Consider the following 16,375-nt stretch of genomic DNA (forward strand, 5'->3'; position numbering starts at 1 on the left):
CATGGTGACGGTGACGACGGTCGACACGCTCCAGGAAGCTGCGGCGAGCAGCGCCGGGCAGGCCGTTTTTCTGGGTGGCGGCACGCTGGTGATGCGAAGCGTCAACTACGGGGAACAGACGGTTTCTGAAATCGTCCGGCTGCGCAGCGCAGCGGCATTGCGTGACATCAGGGCGGACGGTGCGCGTGTCCTGATCGGCGCAGCAGCCTCCATGGGCGACATTCTCCGTTCATCGGATGTGTCTTTCCTGCATCCGGTCGCGCGCCAGGTCGGCGGTCCGGCCATCCGCAACATGGCCACCGTCGGCGGCAACATCTTTGCGCCGCACCCTTATGGCGACTTCGCGGTCGCGCTTCTGGCGCTCGACGCAAGGCTGCGCCTGTCCGACGGCAGCGAGACCGATCTGGAAAGCCTGCTGGCGTCACGCGACAGCGAGAGACGCCTCGTGGAAGCGGTATCGATCGTCAGGCCTTCGGGCGATGATTTCAGGTTCCGGAAAGTCAGCCGGGTGAAGCCCAAGGGCGTTTCCGTGATGAGCCTTGCCGCGTGGCTGCCGCGATCAGCCGGCCGCATCTCCGGCGCGCGAATCGCGTTTGGAGCGATGGCTCCGACGCCCGTCAGGGCAAGGGCTGCGGAAGCGGCGCTTGAAGGCGCGACGCTCGACGAAACCGGGGTCTCCGGCGCCCTTTCTGCGGCAACACAGGGCCTCAACCCGCCCGACGACGGGCTGGCGTCCGGCTGGTATCGAAGCCAGGTAGCGCCCGTCCACCTGAAACGACTTTTGCTGGACGGGGGGAGCCGGCCATGACCAAGAAGCCTGTCCAGTTTCAATTGAACGGCGCACCTGTTGCCGTGTTTTCCGACGAAGGGCAGAACCTTCTCGACCTGCTGCGTCGCGGCGTCGGCGACCTGTCGCCCAAATATGGCTGCGGTCAGGGGACGTGCGGCAGCTGCACAGTGATCATTGACGGCGAGCCGCGCCTGAGCTGCCTGACCCTTGCCGAAACCGTCGAGGGGCAGCACGTGGAGACCACCAACGGCCTTGCCAACGGTCCGGATCTCCACGCGCTCCAGGAAGCCTTCATGGAGAATTTTGCGGCGCAGTGCGGCTATTGCACACCGGGCATGCTCATGGCCGCGAAGGCCCTGCTGGACCGGACACCACGCCCGAGCCGGGACGAAATTGTCGAGGCGATCTCCGGCAACATCTGCCGTTGCACGGGCTATGAGCCGATCATCGATGCCATTCTGGCCGCGAGCGGTCAGCCGACACGGAGGACCGGCTGATGTCATCGGTTGAATTCAGGAAAGATCTCTTTTCGGACGAGCGCGACGACAACCTGCAGGAAATCGGTAAACCGACACGGCGCCAGGACATCCTGGGCCATGTAACCGGACGCTCGCCCTATTACGATGATCACCTGTTCGACGGTCTGCTGCACATGCGCTGCGTGCGTTCGCCGCATCACCATGCCCGCATCCGGTCGATCGACACCAGCCAGGCGGAACGCATGCCCGGCGTGGTGCGTGTCGTGCTGGCGCGTGATGTTCCGAACAACCTCAACACGCTCCTCTCGCTGATCAACTTCGGCAAGGACGAGGAGAAACTGATCCAGGACACGAAGGTTGCCTATGCCGGCGAGCCTGTGGCCGCGATCATTGCCGAATCCGAAGCGCAGGCGCGTGCGGCCTGCGCCGCCGTCAGGGTCGACTACGAAGTGTTGCCGCATGTTCTCGACCCGGAAGCTTCGCTGAAGCCGGATGCGCCGGTCGTCAACGAGGTCTATCCGAACAACACCTTCGACTACCACGATCTCTACGATCACCAGAAGCTGCGCTTCGGAGACGTCGAGAAAGGCTTCTCCGAAGCCGACCACATCGTCGAGGGCGAATACCAGATGTCGCCGATCGAGCAGGCACCCATCGAAACCTGCGGTGCGATCGCCGCGCCGGAGACCAATGACCGGTTCGTCTGTTACACCTCCACGCAAGCGCTGTTCTTTTCTCTGGGAACGACCGCCAAGCTTTTGAACATGCCGTCATCCCGTCTGCATTTTGTGGGCGGAACAGTGGGCGGAGGCTTCGGCGGCAAGGTCGACAGCATCGTCGAACCCCTGTCTGTGCTCGGCGCGGTTCTGACCGGGCGGCCCGTCAAGTTCATGTGGGACCGCGCGGAGGAAATGCAGGTCGGCGCGCCACGCGGCGCAGAGCGCTGGCGCATCAAGGACGGTGTTGCCCGTGATGGCCGCATTCTGGCGCGGGCGTTCACGGGTTTCTTTGATGCAGGCGCTTACACGCGGCTGTCCTCCTACGCCATCATCAAGTGTACCGGCCATATTCCGGGGCCCTATTCGATCCCGAATGTTGCCTCAAACGTCTATTGCGTCTTCACCAACCGGACACCGGCAACGGCTATGCGCGGCTTCGGCATCACCGGTGTCGATTTTGCCATCGAATGTCACATGGACAAGGTGGCCGAGACCGTTGGCCTGAACCCGATCGAACTCAGGATCCTGAACGCCTATCGGGACGGCGACATGAAGCCGCATCGCCGCCTGGCGAAGAACACGGCGCTGATCGAATGCTGCCAGGTCGCCAGCCAGAAATCCGGATGGGCGATCAGTGCCGACGCTGCGCGCCAATCCAGTCTGACTGGCGGTGGCGGCACGCGGGCCGACATCCCGGAAAGCGTTACCGACAGCGTCGGCCGGATCGGCGAACGCAGACGCGCCGATATTCCGACGGAGCCGGGACAGGGTGCGTCCTCCAAGGGACGCGTTGCCGCCGGGACGCAAGGGATCCCGATCGTCGCGGCAGCCCCGCAGGATGACGACATGATCACGGACCCGGCGCGCATGGGGTTCCGGCATGCGCCGGCAGCGCCGCCGCAACCGGGCGCGGCGCCATCGGCCCCTGTTCCGCCGGCGGTGGCACCCTCTGCTGCGCCCGCATCACCGCAGCAAACTGCAGCGCCTCCGCAACCTGTTGCGCCCCAGCCATCCGCGCCGCAATCTGCGGCATCACAGCCGCCGCAGGCCACCCCGGATTCGGCTCCGGCGCCTTACAAGCCCGAGCAGCCGTTTTCGCGCGGGGTCAAGCGGCCAGGTGTCTCCCGTTTTCTGTCCGGTTCAAGGAGGCGCTGATCATGGCCATTCACAAGGGGCGCGGCTTTGCCTGCATCAACTACCCGATCGGCATGAATCTCGGCGGCGATCCGAGCCAGGCGCTCGTCCATTCCACGCCGGACGGCAAGTTCATGGTGTCGCTGTCCTCGATCGATCTGGGGCAGGGCATGAAATCGGTCACACGCCAGATCGCGGCGGAAACGCTTGGTGTCCCGGTGTCGGATGTCTATGTCGACACGGCGGACAGCGACACCGGCCCCCATTGCATGGGGTCCTTTGCCTCGCGCGGAACACACCGGGTCGGCAATGCCGTGATCCGGGCCGCGACCGAGGCGCGCAAGGCGCTGCTGGAGGCCGCCGCCGAAGAACTGGAAGTCAATGCAACGGACCTTGAAACGGACGGCCAGGGCAACATCCAGGTCAAGGGTGCGCCGGGCCGCACAATCACAGTCGCCGATACCGCCATTGCGGCGCAGTTCAAGCAGGGCCGCACCCTGTCCGGGCGTGGCATCTTCCTGATCCCGCCCTCCGACGTTGATCCGGATACCGGCGAGATGACGCCCGTCTCCTGTTTTGCGCATGCCGCACTGGTCGTCGATCTGGAGGTGGACGACGAAACCGGCGAGGTCTCGGTGACGGAGATCAATTCCGCCTATGAAGTCGGGCGGGCATTGAACCCGCGTCTCGTCGAGCAGCAGCTGATCGGCGGTGCCTGGATGGGCGTTTCGCACGCCCTTTATGAAACGACCGAACCCTATTACCCGGACCGGAGCCACGGTCCGGTGGATTTCAATACCTACCTGATGCCCGGACCGGGCGAGGTGGTGAACCACAACATCGCGGTCCTGGAAAGACCTGCCGAAGATGCGCCCTTCGGGGGCAAGGGGCCGGGCGAGATGTGCGCCAATCCCGTTCTTCCGGCAATCGCCAACGCCGTCTACAACGCCGTCGGTGTACGCTGCGACACGTTGCCGATCACGCCTGAGAAGGTCCTGCGGGGCATTCTTGCCAATGGCGGCGCGCGGCCGCAGGGAGCGCGCTGAACCATGCCCGTCAAGCCGTCCATCGTCGGGATCGATAGCCCGGACCGCCTCCGGGACGCGCTCAATGCCGCGCAATATATTGCGGGTGACGATCTGTCGACGGCCGCTTATCTCGCCCTGGCGCTGGGCAAACCGCTGCTTCTGGAAGGCGCGCCGGGTGTCGGCAAGACGGAAGCGGCAAAGGCCATTTCCTCGGTGCTCGGCAGGCGCGTTGTCCGGCTGCAATGTTTCGAGGGGATCGATGCCGCCTCCGCGCTTTACGAGTGGAACTACACGAGGCAGATGCTCGCGATCCGGCAGGCAGGCGACGACTACGTCAACATCTATGAGGACCAGTTCCTGCTCCAGCGGCCCATGCTTGAAGCGCTGCGCTCTCCTGATGACTGCGTGCTGCTGATCGACGAAATCGACCGTTCGGATCAGGAATTCGAAGCCTTCCTGCTGGAGTTCCTGTCCGACTTTGCCATTTCCATTCCGGAGACCGGCACGGTACGCGCGGCGCGTCCGCCCGTCGTCGTTTTGACCTCCAACCGGACCCGCGACCTGCACGAAGCGCTCCGCCGCCGTTGTGTTTATCACTGGATCGACTACCCGGACATCCACCTCGAGGCCCGGATCGTCATGGCACGGGCAAGCTCCGTTGCCGAGGCGACGGCAAACGCGGTGGCCGGTGCGGTCGCCCGGCTCCGGACGGAGCCGCTCGCCAAACCGCCCGGCGTTGCCGAGACGGTGGAATGGGCGGAAGCGGCGACGCTGCTTCACAATCAGGGCGCGGCCTGGCCAGAGGCGTTCCGCCGCGCGATCGGCGTGGCGCTCAAGGACCACGACGACCTGACCTTTCTTGAAGGACGGCTCGACGGTTTCATGCCGCAGGAGGCCGCATGACCCTCCCGCGGACCAGCAGGCCCTTTGTCGAGTTTCCTGCGATCCTGAGGGCGCACGGGTTTGCCGTCGCGCCGGATCAGACCATCGACTTCCTGCAAGCGATCAGCCTTCTGGGGCCGCGCGACATAGCCGATATCCGGCGCGCCGCTCTTGCCACTCTCGCGATCCCGCGGGAACGCCATGCGGAATTCGATGCCCTGTTCCAGGCCTTTTTCCTCGGGCAGGCGCTTGCTGCGCCGATCGAGGACGAGGATGGAGAGGAGGGTGTCGACGCGTTCGAACCGTCCTCGGAGACGATCGAGATCGACCAGGACGACGGCGAGGAAGAGCCGGGCGAACTTGCGACGTCCGCCGAACTTCTGGGACGGCGGCAGTTTCCGGCAATCGCCGATCCCGATGCCCTCAGGGATCTCGCACGGCGGGCTGAGAAGGAACTGCCACGCCGCCAATCCTACCGGCGCTTCCTCGACAACCGCGGAACGCGTATCGACCTTCGCCGCGCCTTGCGGCAGGCCCTCCGGCGCGACGGCGAGGTTTTCGATCTGCCGAAGACAAGGCGCAAGACGAAGCAGCGCCGCATCCTGCTGCTGATCGATGTGTCCGGGTCGATGAAGGACCAGAGCGACAGCGCACTTCGGTTTGCCCATGCACTGGTCCAGTCGGCGGACAGTGTCGAGGTCTTCAGTCTCGGAACGCGGCTGACGCGCATTACGCTGCCGCTCCGGATCAAGGACGCAGACCGTGCGCTGGACGGTGTCGGGGCGGCGGTTGCCGATTTCGATGGCGGCACACGCATCGGCGAGGCGCTGGCAGCCTTTCTGGCCGTGCCGCGCTTTGCCGCCTATGCGCGCGGGGCAGCGACGCTTGTCCTCTCCGATGGCCTTGAGCGCGGCTCTCCAGAGGCGCTGATTGCGGCGGTCCAACGCTTGTCGCGGGTGTCCTGGCGGCTCGACTGGCTGTCGCCGCTCGCCGCCGATCCGCTCTACGAACCGCGGACGGAAGCGCTGTCCGCCTGTCTTCCCTATCTCGATGCGCTCGTGCCCGGCGACCGGATCGATGCCATGTGCACCCATGTTCTGTCCCTTGCGAGGCCCGCATGATCGACGCTCACCATCATATCTGGCTTCAGAAAGATCTGCCCTGGCTCCTGGGCCCCGAACAGCCGCGCATCTTCGGCCCCTACGCCGCCATCAAGCGGGACTACCTGATCGACGAATTCCTGGCGGATCTCAAAGGCACCGGGATCGAAAAGTCGGTCTACGTTCAGGCCAACTGGGCGCCGAACTGGTTCGAGGACGAAGTCGCCTGGGTTCAGTCCGTAGCCGATCAGTCCGGCTGGCCGCACGGGATCGTCGGTTTCGCCGACTTCACGGTGGACGACGTACGCCCGCAGCTGGACAGGCTGAAGAAATACCCGCTGATGCGCGGGATCCGCCAGCAGTTGCACTGGCATGAAAACCCGCTCTACCGCTTCGCGCCGCATCCGGGGCTCCCGGCAGATCCGCTGGTGCGCAAGAATATCGCCCGCCTTGCCGATTACGGCTGGTCCTTCGATCTGCAGGTCTTTGCGTCGCAGATGGGGGACGCTGCCGGTCTTGCCGAGAGCTGCCCGGATGTCCCCTTCATCCTGATGCATGCAGGCATGCTGGAAGACACGTCACCCGAAGGCGTCAAGGCCTGGCGCAAGGGCATGCGCAGGCTCGCTGCCTGTCCGAACGTTTTCACCAAGCTGTCGGCTTTCGGCACGTTCATTCACAAGAACGACCCGGAGTTCATCGCCTTCATGATCAAGCAGAGCCTGGACCTCTTCGGCGCCGAGCGCTGCATGTTCGGGTCGAATTTTCCGATCGAAAAACTCTGGACCACCTATGCGGATCTCTTTGCGGCCTTCCGGCAGGGCGCGAAGGGACTTTCGAAGAGCAAACAGCAAGCGATTTTTCACGATACGGCTGAACGGATCTACCGGCTCTAGCCGCCTGTCAGCCTGACTGCCTTTCATCTACGGGAGAAACACAAATGGCCCTTACCATCCACGTTCTGGACTACGGAGACATCGAGCTCGAGACTTCCTTTCTCGTGCTTGGCCACGAATGCGGCCGGATCCGGCGGGTTCCGGTCTACGGCTTCCTGATCCTCGGCGGCACGCATCCCGTTCTGGTCGACACCGGCTATCGCGACAATGCGATCATGGAAAGCCTCGGCATGCGCGGCCTGCAGTTCCATGACAACATGATCGAGAACCAGCTTTCCAAGCACGGGCTGAAACTCGGCGACATCCGCTACATCCTGCACACCCATCTGCATATCGACCATGCGGGCAAGGACGACTTGTTCCCGATGAACACGACGGTCGTCCTGAACCGCAGGGAGATGGAGTTTTCGGTTTCCGGCATCATGTATCCGCAATATCCGAAGCCGGACATCATGCACCTGGTCGAGCGGATCTACGAACCGGAGGCCATGCGTTTCCTCGATCTGGAAATCACCGGCGCGGAGGAGATCATTCCGGGCGTGTGGTGCGAGGCAGCCGGCGCGCATACCGAAGGATCCATGAACGTGATCGTGGAAACGGCGGAAGGCCTGGCCTGCATCTGCGGCGACGTGATCTACGATTTCAACGACCAGATCGTCAATCACGTCTACACGAACAACTGGATGGAGCCGCGTGTCACCGGCAACCATGCCGGTTCCAAGCGCGAGGAAAAGGGCGCGATCAAGAAGCTCCTCAACAACTACACCTTTCTGCTGCCGGTCCATGACCGGCCGGCGAAGATCCAGAACCAGCAGGTTGTCGGACGCCTGTCCATGACCGTTCCGGGGCCGATGACGGAAACCGTCCCCGAACGGCAATGGTTCCCGATGTAGCAGATGCAATCGCGGGAAGCCTGTGCTTCTCCGCCAAGAAAAGACTGGGAGGGATCTGTGGGACATACCGTCGTCGACCCGAAATTCCTGGACCTGATGGACCAGCACGCCGCTGTTGAACGGATCGGCACCGGTTTCGTATTCACCGAGGGGCCCATCTGGCATCCGGTGGAACACCATCTCCTGTTTTCCGACATGCCCGGCGATGTCAGGCGCAAGTGGACGCGGCGGGACGGTGTGAGCGAATATCTGCGCCCGTCGAACAAGGGCAACGGCATGACCTACGACGCGGAGCTGAACCTCCTCGTCTGTGAACACGCCACGAGTTCGGTGGCCAGGTTCCGGCCGGACGGATCGCGCGAACTGCTCGCTTCGCATTACGAGGGCAGGGAGCTCAACTCCCCGAACGACATCGTCGTAAGGTCAGACGGGGCAATCTTCTTCACCGACCCGACTTATGGCCGCATGGAACATTTCGGCGTTCCGCGGGCACTCCAGCAGGGCTTTCAGGGGGTCTACATGCTGCCTCCCGGCCACAGGCCGGGCGACGAGGCGGTTCTCGTTTCCGACCGCTACATGTTCACCCAGCCGAACGGGCTCTGCTTTTCGCCGTGCGAGCGCTGGATGTGGGTGAACGACACCGAGCAGGCGAACATCCGCATGTTCGATGTCGGTGAAGACGGCAGGCTCAGGAACGGGCGTATTTTTGCCTCCGGCATCAAGGATGCGGTCAAGGCAGGCGTTCCGGACGGCATGAAGGCGGATGCCAATGGCAATGTCTGGGTGACGGCACCCGGCGGTGTCTGGGTCTATTCGTTCGAGGGACTTCTGATCGGCAAGATCGAGGTCCCGGAAATGGTCGCCAACCTGCATTGGGGCGGCGAGGACTGGCAGACCCTTTTCATGTGTGCCTGCACGTCCGTCTACACCGTCAAGACGAAGGTCCGGCCGCGGGCGGAGCCTTTCATGTCGGCGAAACCGGCAGGCCGGCCGGCCGCTGGCGAGACCCCGGTTGCCGCCGGTTCTGCCGGCACGTCTTCCAAGGGTCTGCAGCTGTCCGAATGCCCCGCGCTCGACCCTAAGAAAACCGCGCTCCTGATCCAGGATCTTCAAAACGACGTCATGATCGATGGAGGCGCTTTCGAGGGCACGGGGTCGCCGCAGCATGCGCGCGAGCAGAATGTGGTCGCCAACGCGATCGCGCTTGCCGACGCGGCCCGGCGGCAGGGAATTCCCGTCATTCACATCTGGATGGTGTGCGAACCCGGTCATCCGCTGCTGGCCCAGCACGCGCCGCTGTTTCAGGGGCTCAAGGGCGAAAACGCCCTGGTGCGGGGCACATGGGGCGTTGCGCCGGTGCCGGGCCTGGAACCGAAGCCGGGAGACCTCGTCTGCGAGAAGATGTCCATGAGCGGCTGGGAGACATCACGGCTTGAAAGTTACCTGCGCCACGCGGGCATCGACACGATCATCAACACCGGTTCCTGGACCAACATGAGCGTGGAACACACGGCGCGCACGGCCGCGGACAAGGGCTTCAGGGTGGTTGTGCCGGAAGATGCCTGCTCTACAATGAACGCCGACTGGCACCGCGCGTCGATCAATTACGCCATGCAGAATGTGGCTCACGTCACGTCGGTTGCCTCGGTCATGTCCGCGCTTGGATAGGAGGCATTGAATGAGCAGGATCGCGATCGTTACCGGAGGTGCGCAGGGCATCGGCTTTGCCTGTGCGAAGAGATTGAAGACCGACGGTGCGCGTCTTGTTCTGTGGGATATGGACGAGGAAGTTCTGGCGACGGCCGCCGATGAACTCGATGCGACGGCCATCAAGGTGGACCTGTCCGACTGGAACGCGGTTTCCGAAGCCCATGAGCGCACCAAGTCGCTTGTCGGCAGCGCTGCCATCGTGGTGAACTCGGCGGGGATCGCGGGACCCAATGCGCCCGTTGAAGACTATCCGGTCGCCGACTGGGCGCGCATCATGGAGATCAACACCAACGGATCGTTCCATGTGCTCAAGGCGGTTCTTCCCGACATGAAGAAGGACAATTACGGCCGTGTCGTCCTGATCGCCTCCGTCGCCGGCAAGGAGGGCAACCCGAACGCCTCGGCCTACAGCGCCTCGAAGGCCGCCGTCATGGCACTCGCCAAGAGCGCGGGCAAGGAATGCGCTGGCTACGACATTGCCATCAACGCCGTGACGCCTGCCGCTGCGCGCACGCGCATCTTCGATCAGATGAGCCAGGAGCACATCGACTACATGCTGTCGAAGATCCCGAGAAACCGTTTCCTCGAAGTGTCCGAGGCCGCGGACATGATCGCCTGGCTGTGCAGCCCGGAAAACAGTTTCACCACCGGCGCGGTCTTCGACCTGTCCGGCGGCCGGGCGACTTACTGACGCTTCCGTTAGATCGACATGCAGCGCGGACGCTGCTGCCATGGCACCTTGTTGTCGCGAGGTTCACCGGTGTTCCGGGACGCAATTGCCGGTTCAGGACAGCGCGGTCTGAATTCGTCCCCTGTCCTTGCCGTGAACCCGCTTCTTTCCGCCGCAGATCCACTTTCCCGGTGTTTTCGTCTCCATCATGACAATGGAATAGAATTCGTTTCGGGTCGTGACCAGACTCAGAATATGGGCCCAGGTTACGATTTTTGTCTGGTTCGTGACTTGTAAGACTTCAATTGCATTCCAGGCCTCGGCAGGATTGTATCCACGAATGTGAGAGCCGATGCGCATGGCGTCGCTCGCGATAAAGGCCTGTTTTACCGTGGTATTTGGTGGCTGGTCCTTTGCCGCACGCGAGATCGTGCCAATATGGCCGACGCGCCTGTTTCCGCTTCTTCCGGTCCAGGAGCAGATCCAGCAGCCGCTCATGAAGCCGGTCAGGACATCGGTATTGGTGGAGCGCACATAGGCCGTTCGTCCCTCCACGTAGTTGAGCCAGCGATGGCGTATGACAGTGCCTATTGTCACGCCTGCGGTCGAGGGCAGCGCCCCTCCGGAAAAAATCCCTGCATGAAGCCCGGTATAGGTGAGCGGTGGAGGATGGCTGCTGCCTGAACGGACGATGGTCCCGTCCGTGGGAACGGTGTTGATCTTGTCAAGCGGGGTCCAGTTATACGTGAACCCTTTTTCAAAATACTGCTCGATCACGTCTCGCCCCCCTTCGCGATGCCCCTCGCGTCGCGTCCGTCTAAATACGACCTATAGTAACCTTAGGGGATCTTTTGGGAGAAGTAACGGGTTACGTGGATGGTTGGCGGAGCCTGTACCGCAGCACCCGAGAACGAGGCGGCGTCCGCGGCTGCCGCAGTCGGACGGGGAGGGATCCGTCTTGCCGAGGTTGTTTGCATGCAATCAAAACACTCGCCAGAACGTAAGAACATCCTGACCCTGTGTGGCTTCGCGTCTACGGCACGAAACCGGGAGGGCTGGACGACCCGCCAATGTGTGCTAATGTCTTAACGTAAGGTTAATTTTAGTTCGAATTTAGGAGTAAATTGATTGGGGCGCCATTAGCGAATGTATTCCGAAAGCTAGATTGAGCCTCGTAAAACGGAATTCAAGTCCATTGAAATAAAATAATAATACAGGTGTTTTAAACGCCTGTATTATTCAATTTGTTTTGTATTTTTATTTATATCTTGGAATTTGGTGAAGTAAAAAAGAAAATTCTGTGTGTGGGGGGCGAGTGAAATGGCGACGATTACATATACTTCTGGCGCGATCGACAACGTTTTCGAGGAAGATGAAACCTATAATCCTATAATAAACATGCTCAGTCTTTGGATCGGAACGGTTCAGCCGTACAGCGAAGTCGATCTGATTTCACGCACCTATCGCTACGAGTTTGAGGAAACAAACTCCAACGGTGACAAGGTGACCAAGACTTCCGATCCGATAGACTTTATCATCGAGTACAACAAGGTCACGCTGCCCCCCTTTGATGAAACGCTGTTGCCGCCAGGCTATGCGAGCGAAGAACTGACCGCAATCTATAGCGGTCTCTCCCTGGATTTCATCGACTACAATCTTTCATCCTCCGATATTCCGAAACCAGATGATCTTTTTCCCGCTGACGGCACGATTTTTTCTTCCCTGTCAGAAGCACAAGAGCAGATCAACCAGGCGCAGGAGAGCTTCACTGACGCCGTCAGAAGTTACGCGGAGGGCATTTCGCTCTCTGTGAACAGTGTCGTCCTGAACAGCCCGAGCACGAGCATCGCCCTTGATGGGCTCGGGCTGACATTCAACGTCGACATGGATCAGTTTTTCCAGCTGACGAATATCGGCCCGCCATACGCCGGCTACTACCACAACATGGTCATGCAGCTCGACGCGTCATTTGATCTTGAGACTTTCGAGGATTCCTTCACCTCCATTTCTTCGACAGCCAGCGAAGACGATGCTCTTACGGTTGTGTTGGGGTCGCGACCCGACTGGTCGACAATCGACTACGAGTTCCAGGAATTCTCTTTTGGAGGCGGAATGGACATCCTTGTCGCGCTCGTCGGCGGACGGGATCTTGCGGCTGATATGGGTGACGGCACGGATGTGGTCGTGCTGGACGTTGCCGACCAGAGCGAATTTTCGGCTGCCTTGACGGGTACTGAAGTTGTTGTTGTCTCGGATATTATCAACTCATCAAACATCTCTTTTGACAGTACGATTTCGGGTTTCTCACCTGTAGTCGACGTGGCTGAGAACGTGATTGGCGCAGGTGAGAAAGTAGAGTTCAACTTTACTGGAGCGGAAGTCCGGTTTTTCGGATCTGAAGCACGTGAAGAAGTCAACGGAACCGACAAGCATGATTTGCTCGTTGGGTCCGGAAAACCCTTCGGTGACTATGCGAGTGAAGCGGATATTCTCGCTAGGCTGGGGGTTTTGGAAAACGATCCGACGTTCGACCGGGAGAGCGAACGCGACCTGTTTGCGCTGAATTTGCTTGTCGATTCGCGTGCACGCAACGGAGATGGCGATATCCTCCGAGGAAGAAACGGAAACGATTTCCTGGTAGGCAGCCCCGGTGACGATCATCTGCTTGGAGGCGTTGGTGAAGATATCCTCTGGGGTCTGGCTGGCGAGGACATTCTGGAGGGAGGTTCCGAGAAAGATCAAATCCTTGGTGGCGATGATGCGGACTATGTCAACGGAGGAGATGGACTGGACGATCTGCTCGGCGGTGAGGGCGACGACACCCTCTCCGGCGGCGACAACCTTGTAGAAATTGACAGTGAAAGTAACAGCATCGATGTGAGCAGCAAAGCGCTTAAAACGATCGATGACATGGACATCGACACGATGACCGGTGGAAGCGGCAATGATTTTTTCATTGCTGGAAACCAAGACAAAATCACCGACTGGGAGGTCGGTGAAGAGATTGAACTCTTGGGAACCAAGAGCGGGGTTACGGATTACTTCGCCTATAAGTCCGGTGGTAATCTTTTCATAGGCGTGTTCAAGGACACATTTATTCCTGACACCATTGCCGAGATCACCAACAACGTCGATCCATCTCAGGTTTCAGTTTCCCTTGTTCAACAAGAGAATGCTGTTTTTACACGCCTTTCCGACAACAGTTCTGCCGGTCAGATCGCATCGAATGTGACAATTGACGAGGTTGCGGGCAAGCTAAAGGCGGACATCCAGAATTTCCGGACGCGCACGCTGCTGGAGAATCCACTGGAGACTGCGGTCAAGGACGCCGGAGGCGCGCTGGCAGACCACTTGTTTGAGCAGATCGTTACGAACCCCAAAGTGCTTAAGTTTTTTCCGGGCTTCGGAACGATATTGGGGCTGCAGGAGCTTGTTCAAACGATCATTCTCGATGCAATGGGATACTACGAATTGCGGGATGCGCCTGTCGACCGGGCCACGGATTATGCTTCAGCGCTTTCTTCCATTTTCGGTGTAGGAATTGTTTTTCAGGTTGGCGCTTTCGCGCTGACGAAGTACGCGGAAGCAGTCATCGACTCTGCTGCCGTGGTACTGAATGGCATTACGGTTGTATTGCCGGAAGCTGTCGACGAAAATGGCAACGTCGATGCCGATCCGGGAAAGGGTTTCATCATTCTAAAGCCGGATGGGCAGTCAGCCTCCATTTCGGGCGAATTGAAAGATCTTGACGGCGATGAGATTACCAATTTCAGATCAGACGACAAGATTGTCGCAAAAAACAGCAACTTTGGAACATCTTCACTCAAAGTTACCAATGGTTCCGCGATCCTCGATATCGATGAAGACCTCGATGGTGTTACGGACGCGACGATAACGCTTCTGGGCAATTTCGAAGGTGCCGAGTTCAAGGTGCGGAATGTCGGGAACAACACGGAAATCACGCTCTCGGGAGCCCTCCCCACCGGCGCCCCCGTCGCTGCGGACGACACCGCAGACACCGACGAAGACAATGCGGTCACATTCAACATCCTCGACAACGATACCGATCCCGACGGTGATCCGATCCTGCTGAACCAGGTGTTTGACACCGACGGCTCATTGATCCCTTTCGATGTCGAAACGGCGCTTGTAAACGGCGGCAAGATCACGATCTCGCGGGACGGGACGACCGTCTTCGACCCTGACGGCGATTTCGAGGCCCTTGGCTTGAATCCGGCACCGGAACCGCCCGCTGCCACCTTCGACCTGGTCTACAACGTGGTCGAGAGCACAGATGAAGGCCTTGTCAGCGAAAACGCGACCCTCACCATTAACGTGCGCGGACTCAACGATGCCCCGGTCGCGGATGACTTTGACGTCGAGGCTAGTGAGGACGAATCCGTCGTTCTGCCGATCCTGGAAATGGTGTCGGATGTCGAGGGCGACGAACTGGACCTGGTCTTCCTGATCGATCCGGAAATTGGCGAAATCTCCTTTGACGGCGAAGACTACAGGTTCATCCCCGCACCGGACGTAAATGGTGATTTTGATATCCAGTATACTGTTACCGACGAAAACGGCGGTTCCTCCGGCGGAACGCTCAGTCTCACGATTGAGCCTCAGAACGACGATCCGGTCGCCGTGGACGACAGTGCCACAACGGATCAGAACACTTTCGTCGCGATCGATTTCCTGGCAAATGACAGGGATCCGGATGGCGACGGCCTGACGGTGACAAGTGTGGGCCCGGCCTCGAACGGTGTGACGTCGCTCGCTGGCTATGAGCCTGATCCCGGTTTCCTTGGCACCGACAGCTTCACCTACATGATCTCCGATGGAAACGGTGGCACCGCAACGGCAACGGCGACTGTTACGGTCACCGACACAACCGAAGTGGCGGATTACTCACAGAGTTCCGGCAGCACGTACACGCGGCTGGACCGGGGCTGGTCAACGGCACTGGAAAACAAGGTTCTCGGCTGGATACCGCTCACGCAAGGCATAGCCGCCAATACCGTACCGCACGACGATCTGGTAAATATCAAGGACATCATCGGATCGGACTTCACCGACCTTATCGTCGGCAACAAGGGCAACAACATCATCCGGGCCGGCGACGGCAACGATTTCTTCAGCGGCTTCGGCGGGGACGATACTCTTTTCGGAGAGGAAGGCGACGACCGGGTCTTTGGCCACTTAGGCAACGACACCCTGGATGGCGGGGAAGGCAATGATCAGCTCACCGGGGGTGAGGGCCTCGACATATTCGTCTATACCGGTGGCCACGATGACATCCTGGATTTCGATCCACATCTGGGTGACGACGACAGCGGATCGGATGGGGATCTTGTTTCCATCTCCATCGCGGGCATTGATGACTTCGACGATTTGCTCGCAACCGCGTCTCAGGAGGGGGCTGATACCGTGTTCAATATCAGCGATGCTGATCGCCTGACCCTGCAGAACACGCTTCTGGTCACGTTGGAAGTCGACGACTTCAAGTTTGTCTGATCACGTAGACATGACGAAGGGGCCTTCCCGCACCAAGCCGGCATCGGGTGTTTCTGACACTTAAAGCTTGAGACCTGTCCGGGCAAAGACAGGCGTCTTTTCAAGATTGACGCCTCGGCTTTCAACGGCACCCGCACCGACGCCTGCGCGCCCGCCCGGCCACCTGATTGCGTCGTCGTCACCACCAGGTCGAGCGGCTCGCCGTCCTTCGGTTCCCGGTCAAGCTTGAATGTCTCGGTTTTGCCGCCGGCCGTGACGGCGATCTCCAGCTGGCCCATGGCCTGTCCCCCTCGCGCATGATTGCGACGCGCGCAAGGTAGGATTTTGCAACCTGTGCCTGTTATGCAGTTAGCGCGGGGGGGCGCCCGCCCAGGCCAGCACCTTCATGCGCCGGCCCTTGGCGAAGATCATCCAGATCAAATTGGCGGAGGCTGCTGTCCCCGTCCAGAACGGGATGGTGGCCAGAAGAAACTGCATGACGTCCTCCACTCGATCGCGGCCGCTAGTAGGCCTCACCCTAGAACCGGCGCCGCCGGCCGGTTATGCCGATTGCGCAGGATCGTCGA

Annotated in this window: 14 protein-coding genes; 12 read left to right on the forward strand and 2 right to left on the reverse strand. The window is 60.4% G+C overall.

Features of this window, described 5'->3' with window-relative positions:
• Position 1: 1 nt before the first annotated feature.
• The 10 genes from ACO07N_RS15955 to ACO07N_RS16000 are packed head-to-tail and all read left to right on the forward strand — an operon-like array spanning position 2 to position 10,319.
• On the forward strand, positions 2 to 808 hold the full coding sequence (locus ACO07N_RS15955) for an FAD binding domain-containing protein (RefSeq protein ID WP_421981967.1): 807 nt from the start codon (positions 2 to 4) through the stop codon (positions 806 to 808).
• Entirely contained in the window at positions 805 to 1,287 is a 483-nt protein-coding gene (locus tag ACO07N_RS15960; RefSeq protein WP_421981968.1) for a (2Fe-2S)-binding protein, read from the forward strand. The genes ACO07N_RS15955 and ACO07N_RS15960 overlap by 4 nt, the downstream gene beginning before the upstream one ends.
• Positions 1,287 to 3,143: a xanthine dehydrogenase family protein molybdopterin-binding subunit gene (locus ACO07N_RS15965; protein WP_421981969.1), complete on the forward strand. Its 1,857-nt coding sequence runs from the start codon at positions 1,287 to 1,289 to the stop codon at positions 3,141 to 3,143. Before ACO07N_RS15960 ends, ACO07N_RS15965 begins: the two co-directional genes overlap by 1 nt.
• A gap of 2 nt (positions 3,144 to 3,145) precedes the next feature.
• Complete coding sequence (locus ACO07N_RS15970) at positions 3,146 to 4,168, forward strand: xanthine dehydrogenase family protein molybdopterin-binding subunit (protein WP_305989022.1); 1,023 nt, start codon at positions 3,146 to 3,148, stop codon at positions 4,166 to 4,168.
• A gap of 3 nt (positions 4,169 to 4,171) precedes the next feature.
• Positions 4,172 to 5,053 (forward strand): AAA family ATPase, encoded by an 882-nt coding sequence (locus tag ACO07N_RS15975; RefSeq protein WP_421981970.1) that lies wholly within the window; start codon positions 4,172 to 4,174, stop codon positions 5,051 to 5,053.
• A complete protein-coding gene (locus ACO07N_RS15980) occupies positions 5,050 to 6,153 on the forward strand; it encodes a vWA domain-containing protein (RefSeq protein WP_421981971.1) in 1,104 nt (367 codons plus the stop codon). Before ACO07N_RS15975 ends, ACO07N_RS15980 begins: the two co-directional genes overlap by 4 nt.
• On the forward strand, positions 6,150 to 7,025 hold the full coding sequence (locus tag ACO07N_RS15985; RefSeq protein WP_421981972.1) for an amidohydrolase family protein: 876 nt from the start codon (positions 6,150 to 6,152) through the stop codon (positions 7,023 to 7,025). Before ACO07N_RS15980 ends, ACO07N_RS15985 begins: the two co-directional genes overlap by 4 nt.
• Before the next feature lie 44 nt (positions 7,026 to 7,069).
• Positions 7,070 to 7,918 (forward strand): N-acyl homoserine lactonase family protein, encoded by an 849-nt coding sequence (locus ACO07N_RS15990; protein ID WP_421981973.1) that lies wholly within the window; start codon positions 7,070 to 7,072, stop codon positions 7,916 to 7,918.
• Positions 7,919 to 7,975: 57 nt separating this feature from the next.
• Positions 7,976 to 9,586, forward strand: a complete 1,611-nt coding sequence (locus tag ACO07N_RS15995) for an isochorismatase family protein (protein ID WP_421981974.1) — start codon at positions 7,976 to 7,978, stop codon at positions 9,584 to 9,586.
• 10 nt (positions 9,587 to 9,596) lie between these two features.
• The gene (locus tag ACO07N_RS16000) at positions 9,597 to 10,319 is read left to right on the forward strand and encodes an SDR family NAD(P)-dependent oxidoreductase (protein WP_421981975.1); all 723 of its coding nucleotides are present in this window, start codon (positions 9,597 to 9,599) and stop codon (positions 10,317 to 10,319) included.
• 93 nt (positions 10,320 to 10,412) lie between these two features.
• Here ACO07N_RS16000 and ACO07N_RS16005 read toward each other — a convergent pair whose 3' ends face one another.
• Positions 10,413 to 11,075 (reverse strand): hypothetical protein, encoded by a 663-nt coding sequence (locus tag ACO07N_RS16005; RefSeq protein WP_421981976.1) that lies wholly within the window; start codon positions 11,073 to 11,075, stop codon positions 10,413 to 10,415.
• 543 nt (positions 11,076 to 11,618) lie between these two features.
• Here ACO07N_RS16005 and ACO07N_RS16010 point away from each other — a divergent pair.
• Positions 11,619 to 15,809: an Ig-like domain-containing protein gene (locus ACO07N_RS16010; RefSeq protein WP_421981977.1), complete on the forward strand. Its 4,191-nt coding sequence runs from the start codon at positions 11,619 to 11,621 to the stop codon at positions 15,807 to 15,809.
• A gap of 167 nt (positions 15,810 to 15,976) precedes the next feature.
• The gene (locus tag ACO07N_RS16015) at positions 15,977 to 16,129 is read left to right on the forward strand and encodes a hypothetical protein (protein WP_421981978.1); all 153 of its coding nucleotides are present in this window, start codon (positions 15,977 to 15,979) and stop codon (positions 16,127 to 16,129) included.
• A 28-nt stretch (positions 16,130 to 16,157) separates the two neighbouring features.
• Here ACO07N_RS16015 and ACO07N_RS16020 read toward each other — a convergent pair whose 3' ends face one another.
• A complete protein-coding gene (locus tag ACO07N_RS16020; protein ID WP_421981979.1) occupies positions 16,158 to 16,286 on the reverse strand; it encodes a hypothetical protein in 129 nt (42 codons plus the stop codon).
• Positions 16,287 to 16,375: the final 89 nt, after the last annotated feature.

The sequence above is a fragment of the Roseibium sp. genome (genome assembly GCF_965229775.1).
In the GTDB taxonomy this organism is placed as follows: domain Bacteria; phylum Pseudomonadota; class Alphaproteobacteria; order Rhizobiales; family Stappiaceae; genus Roseibium.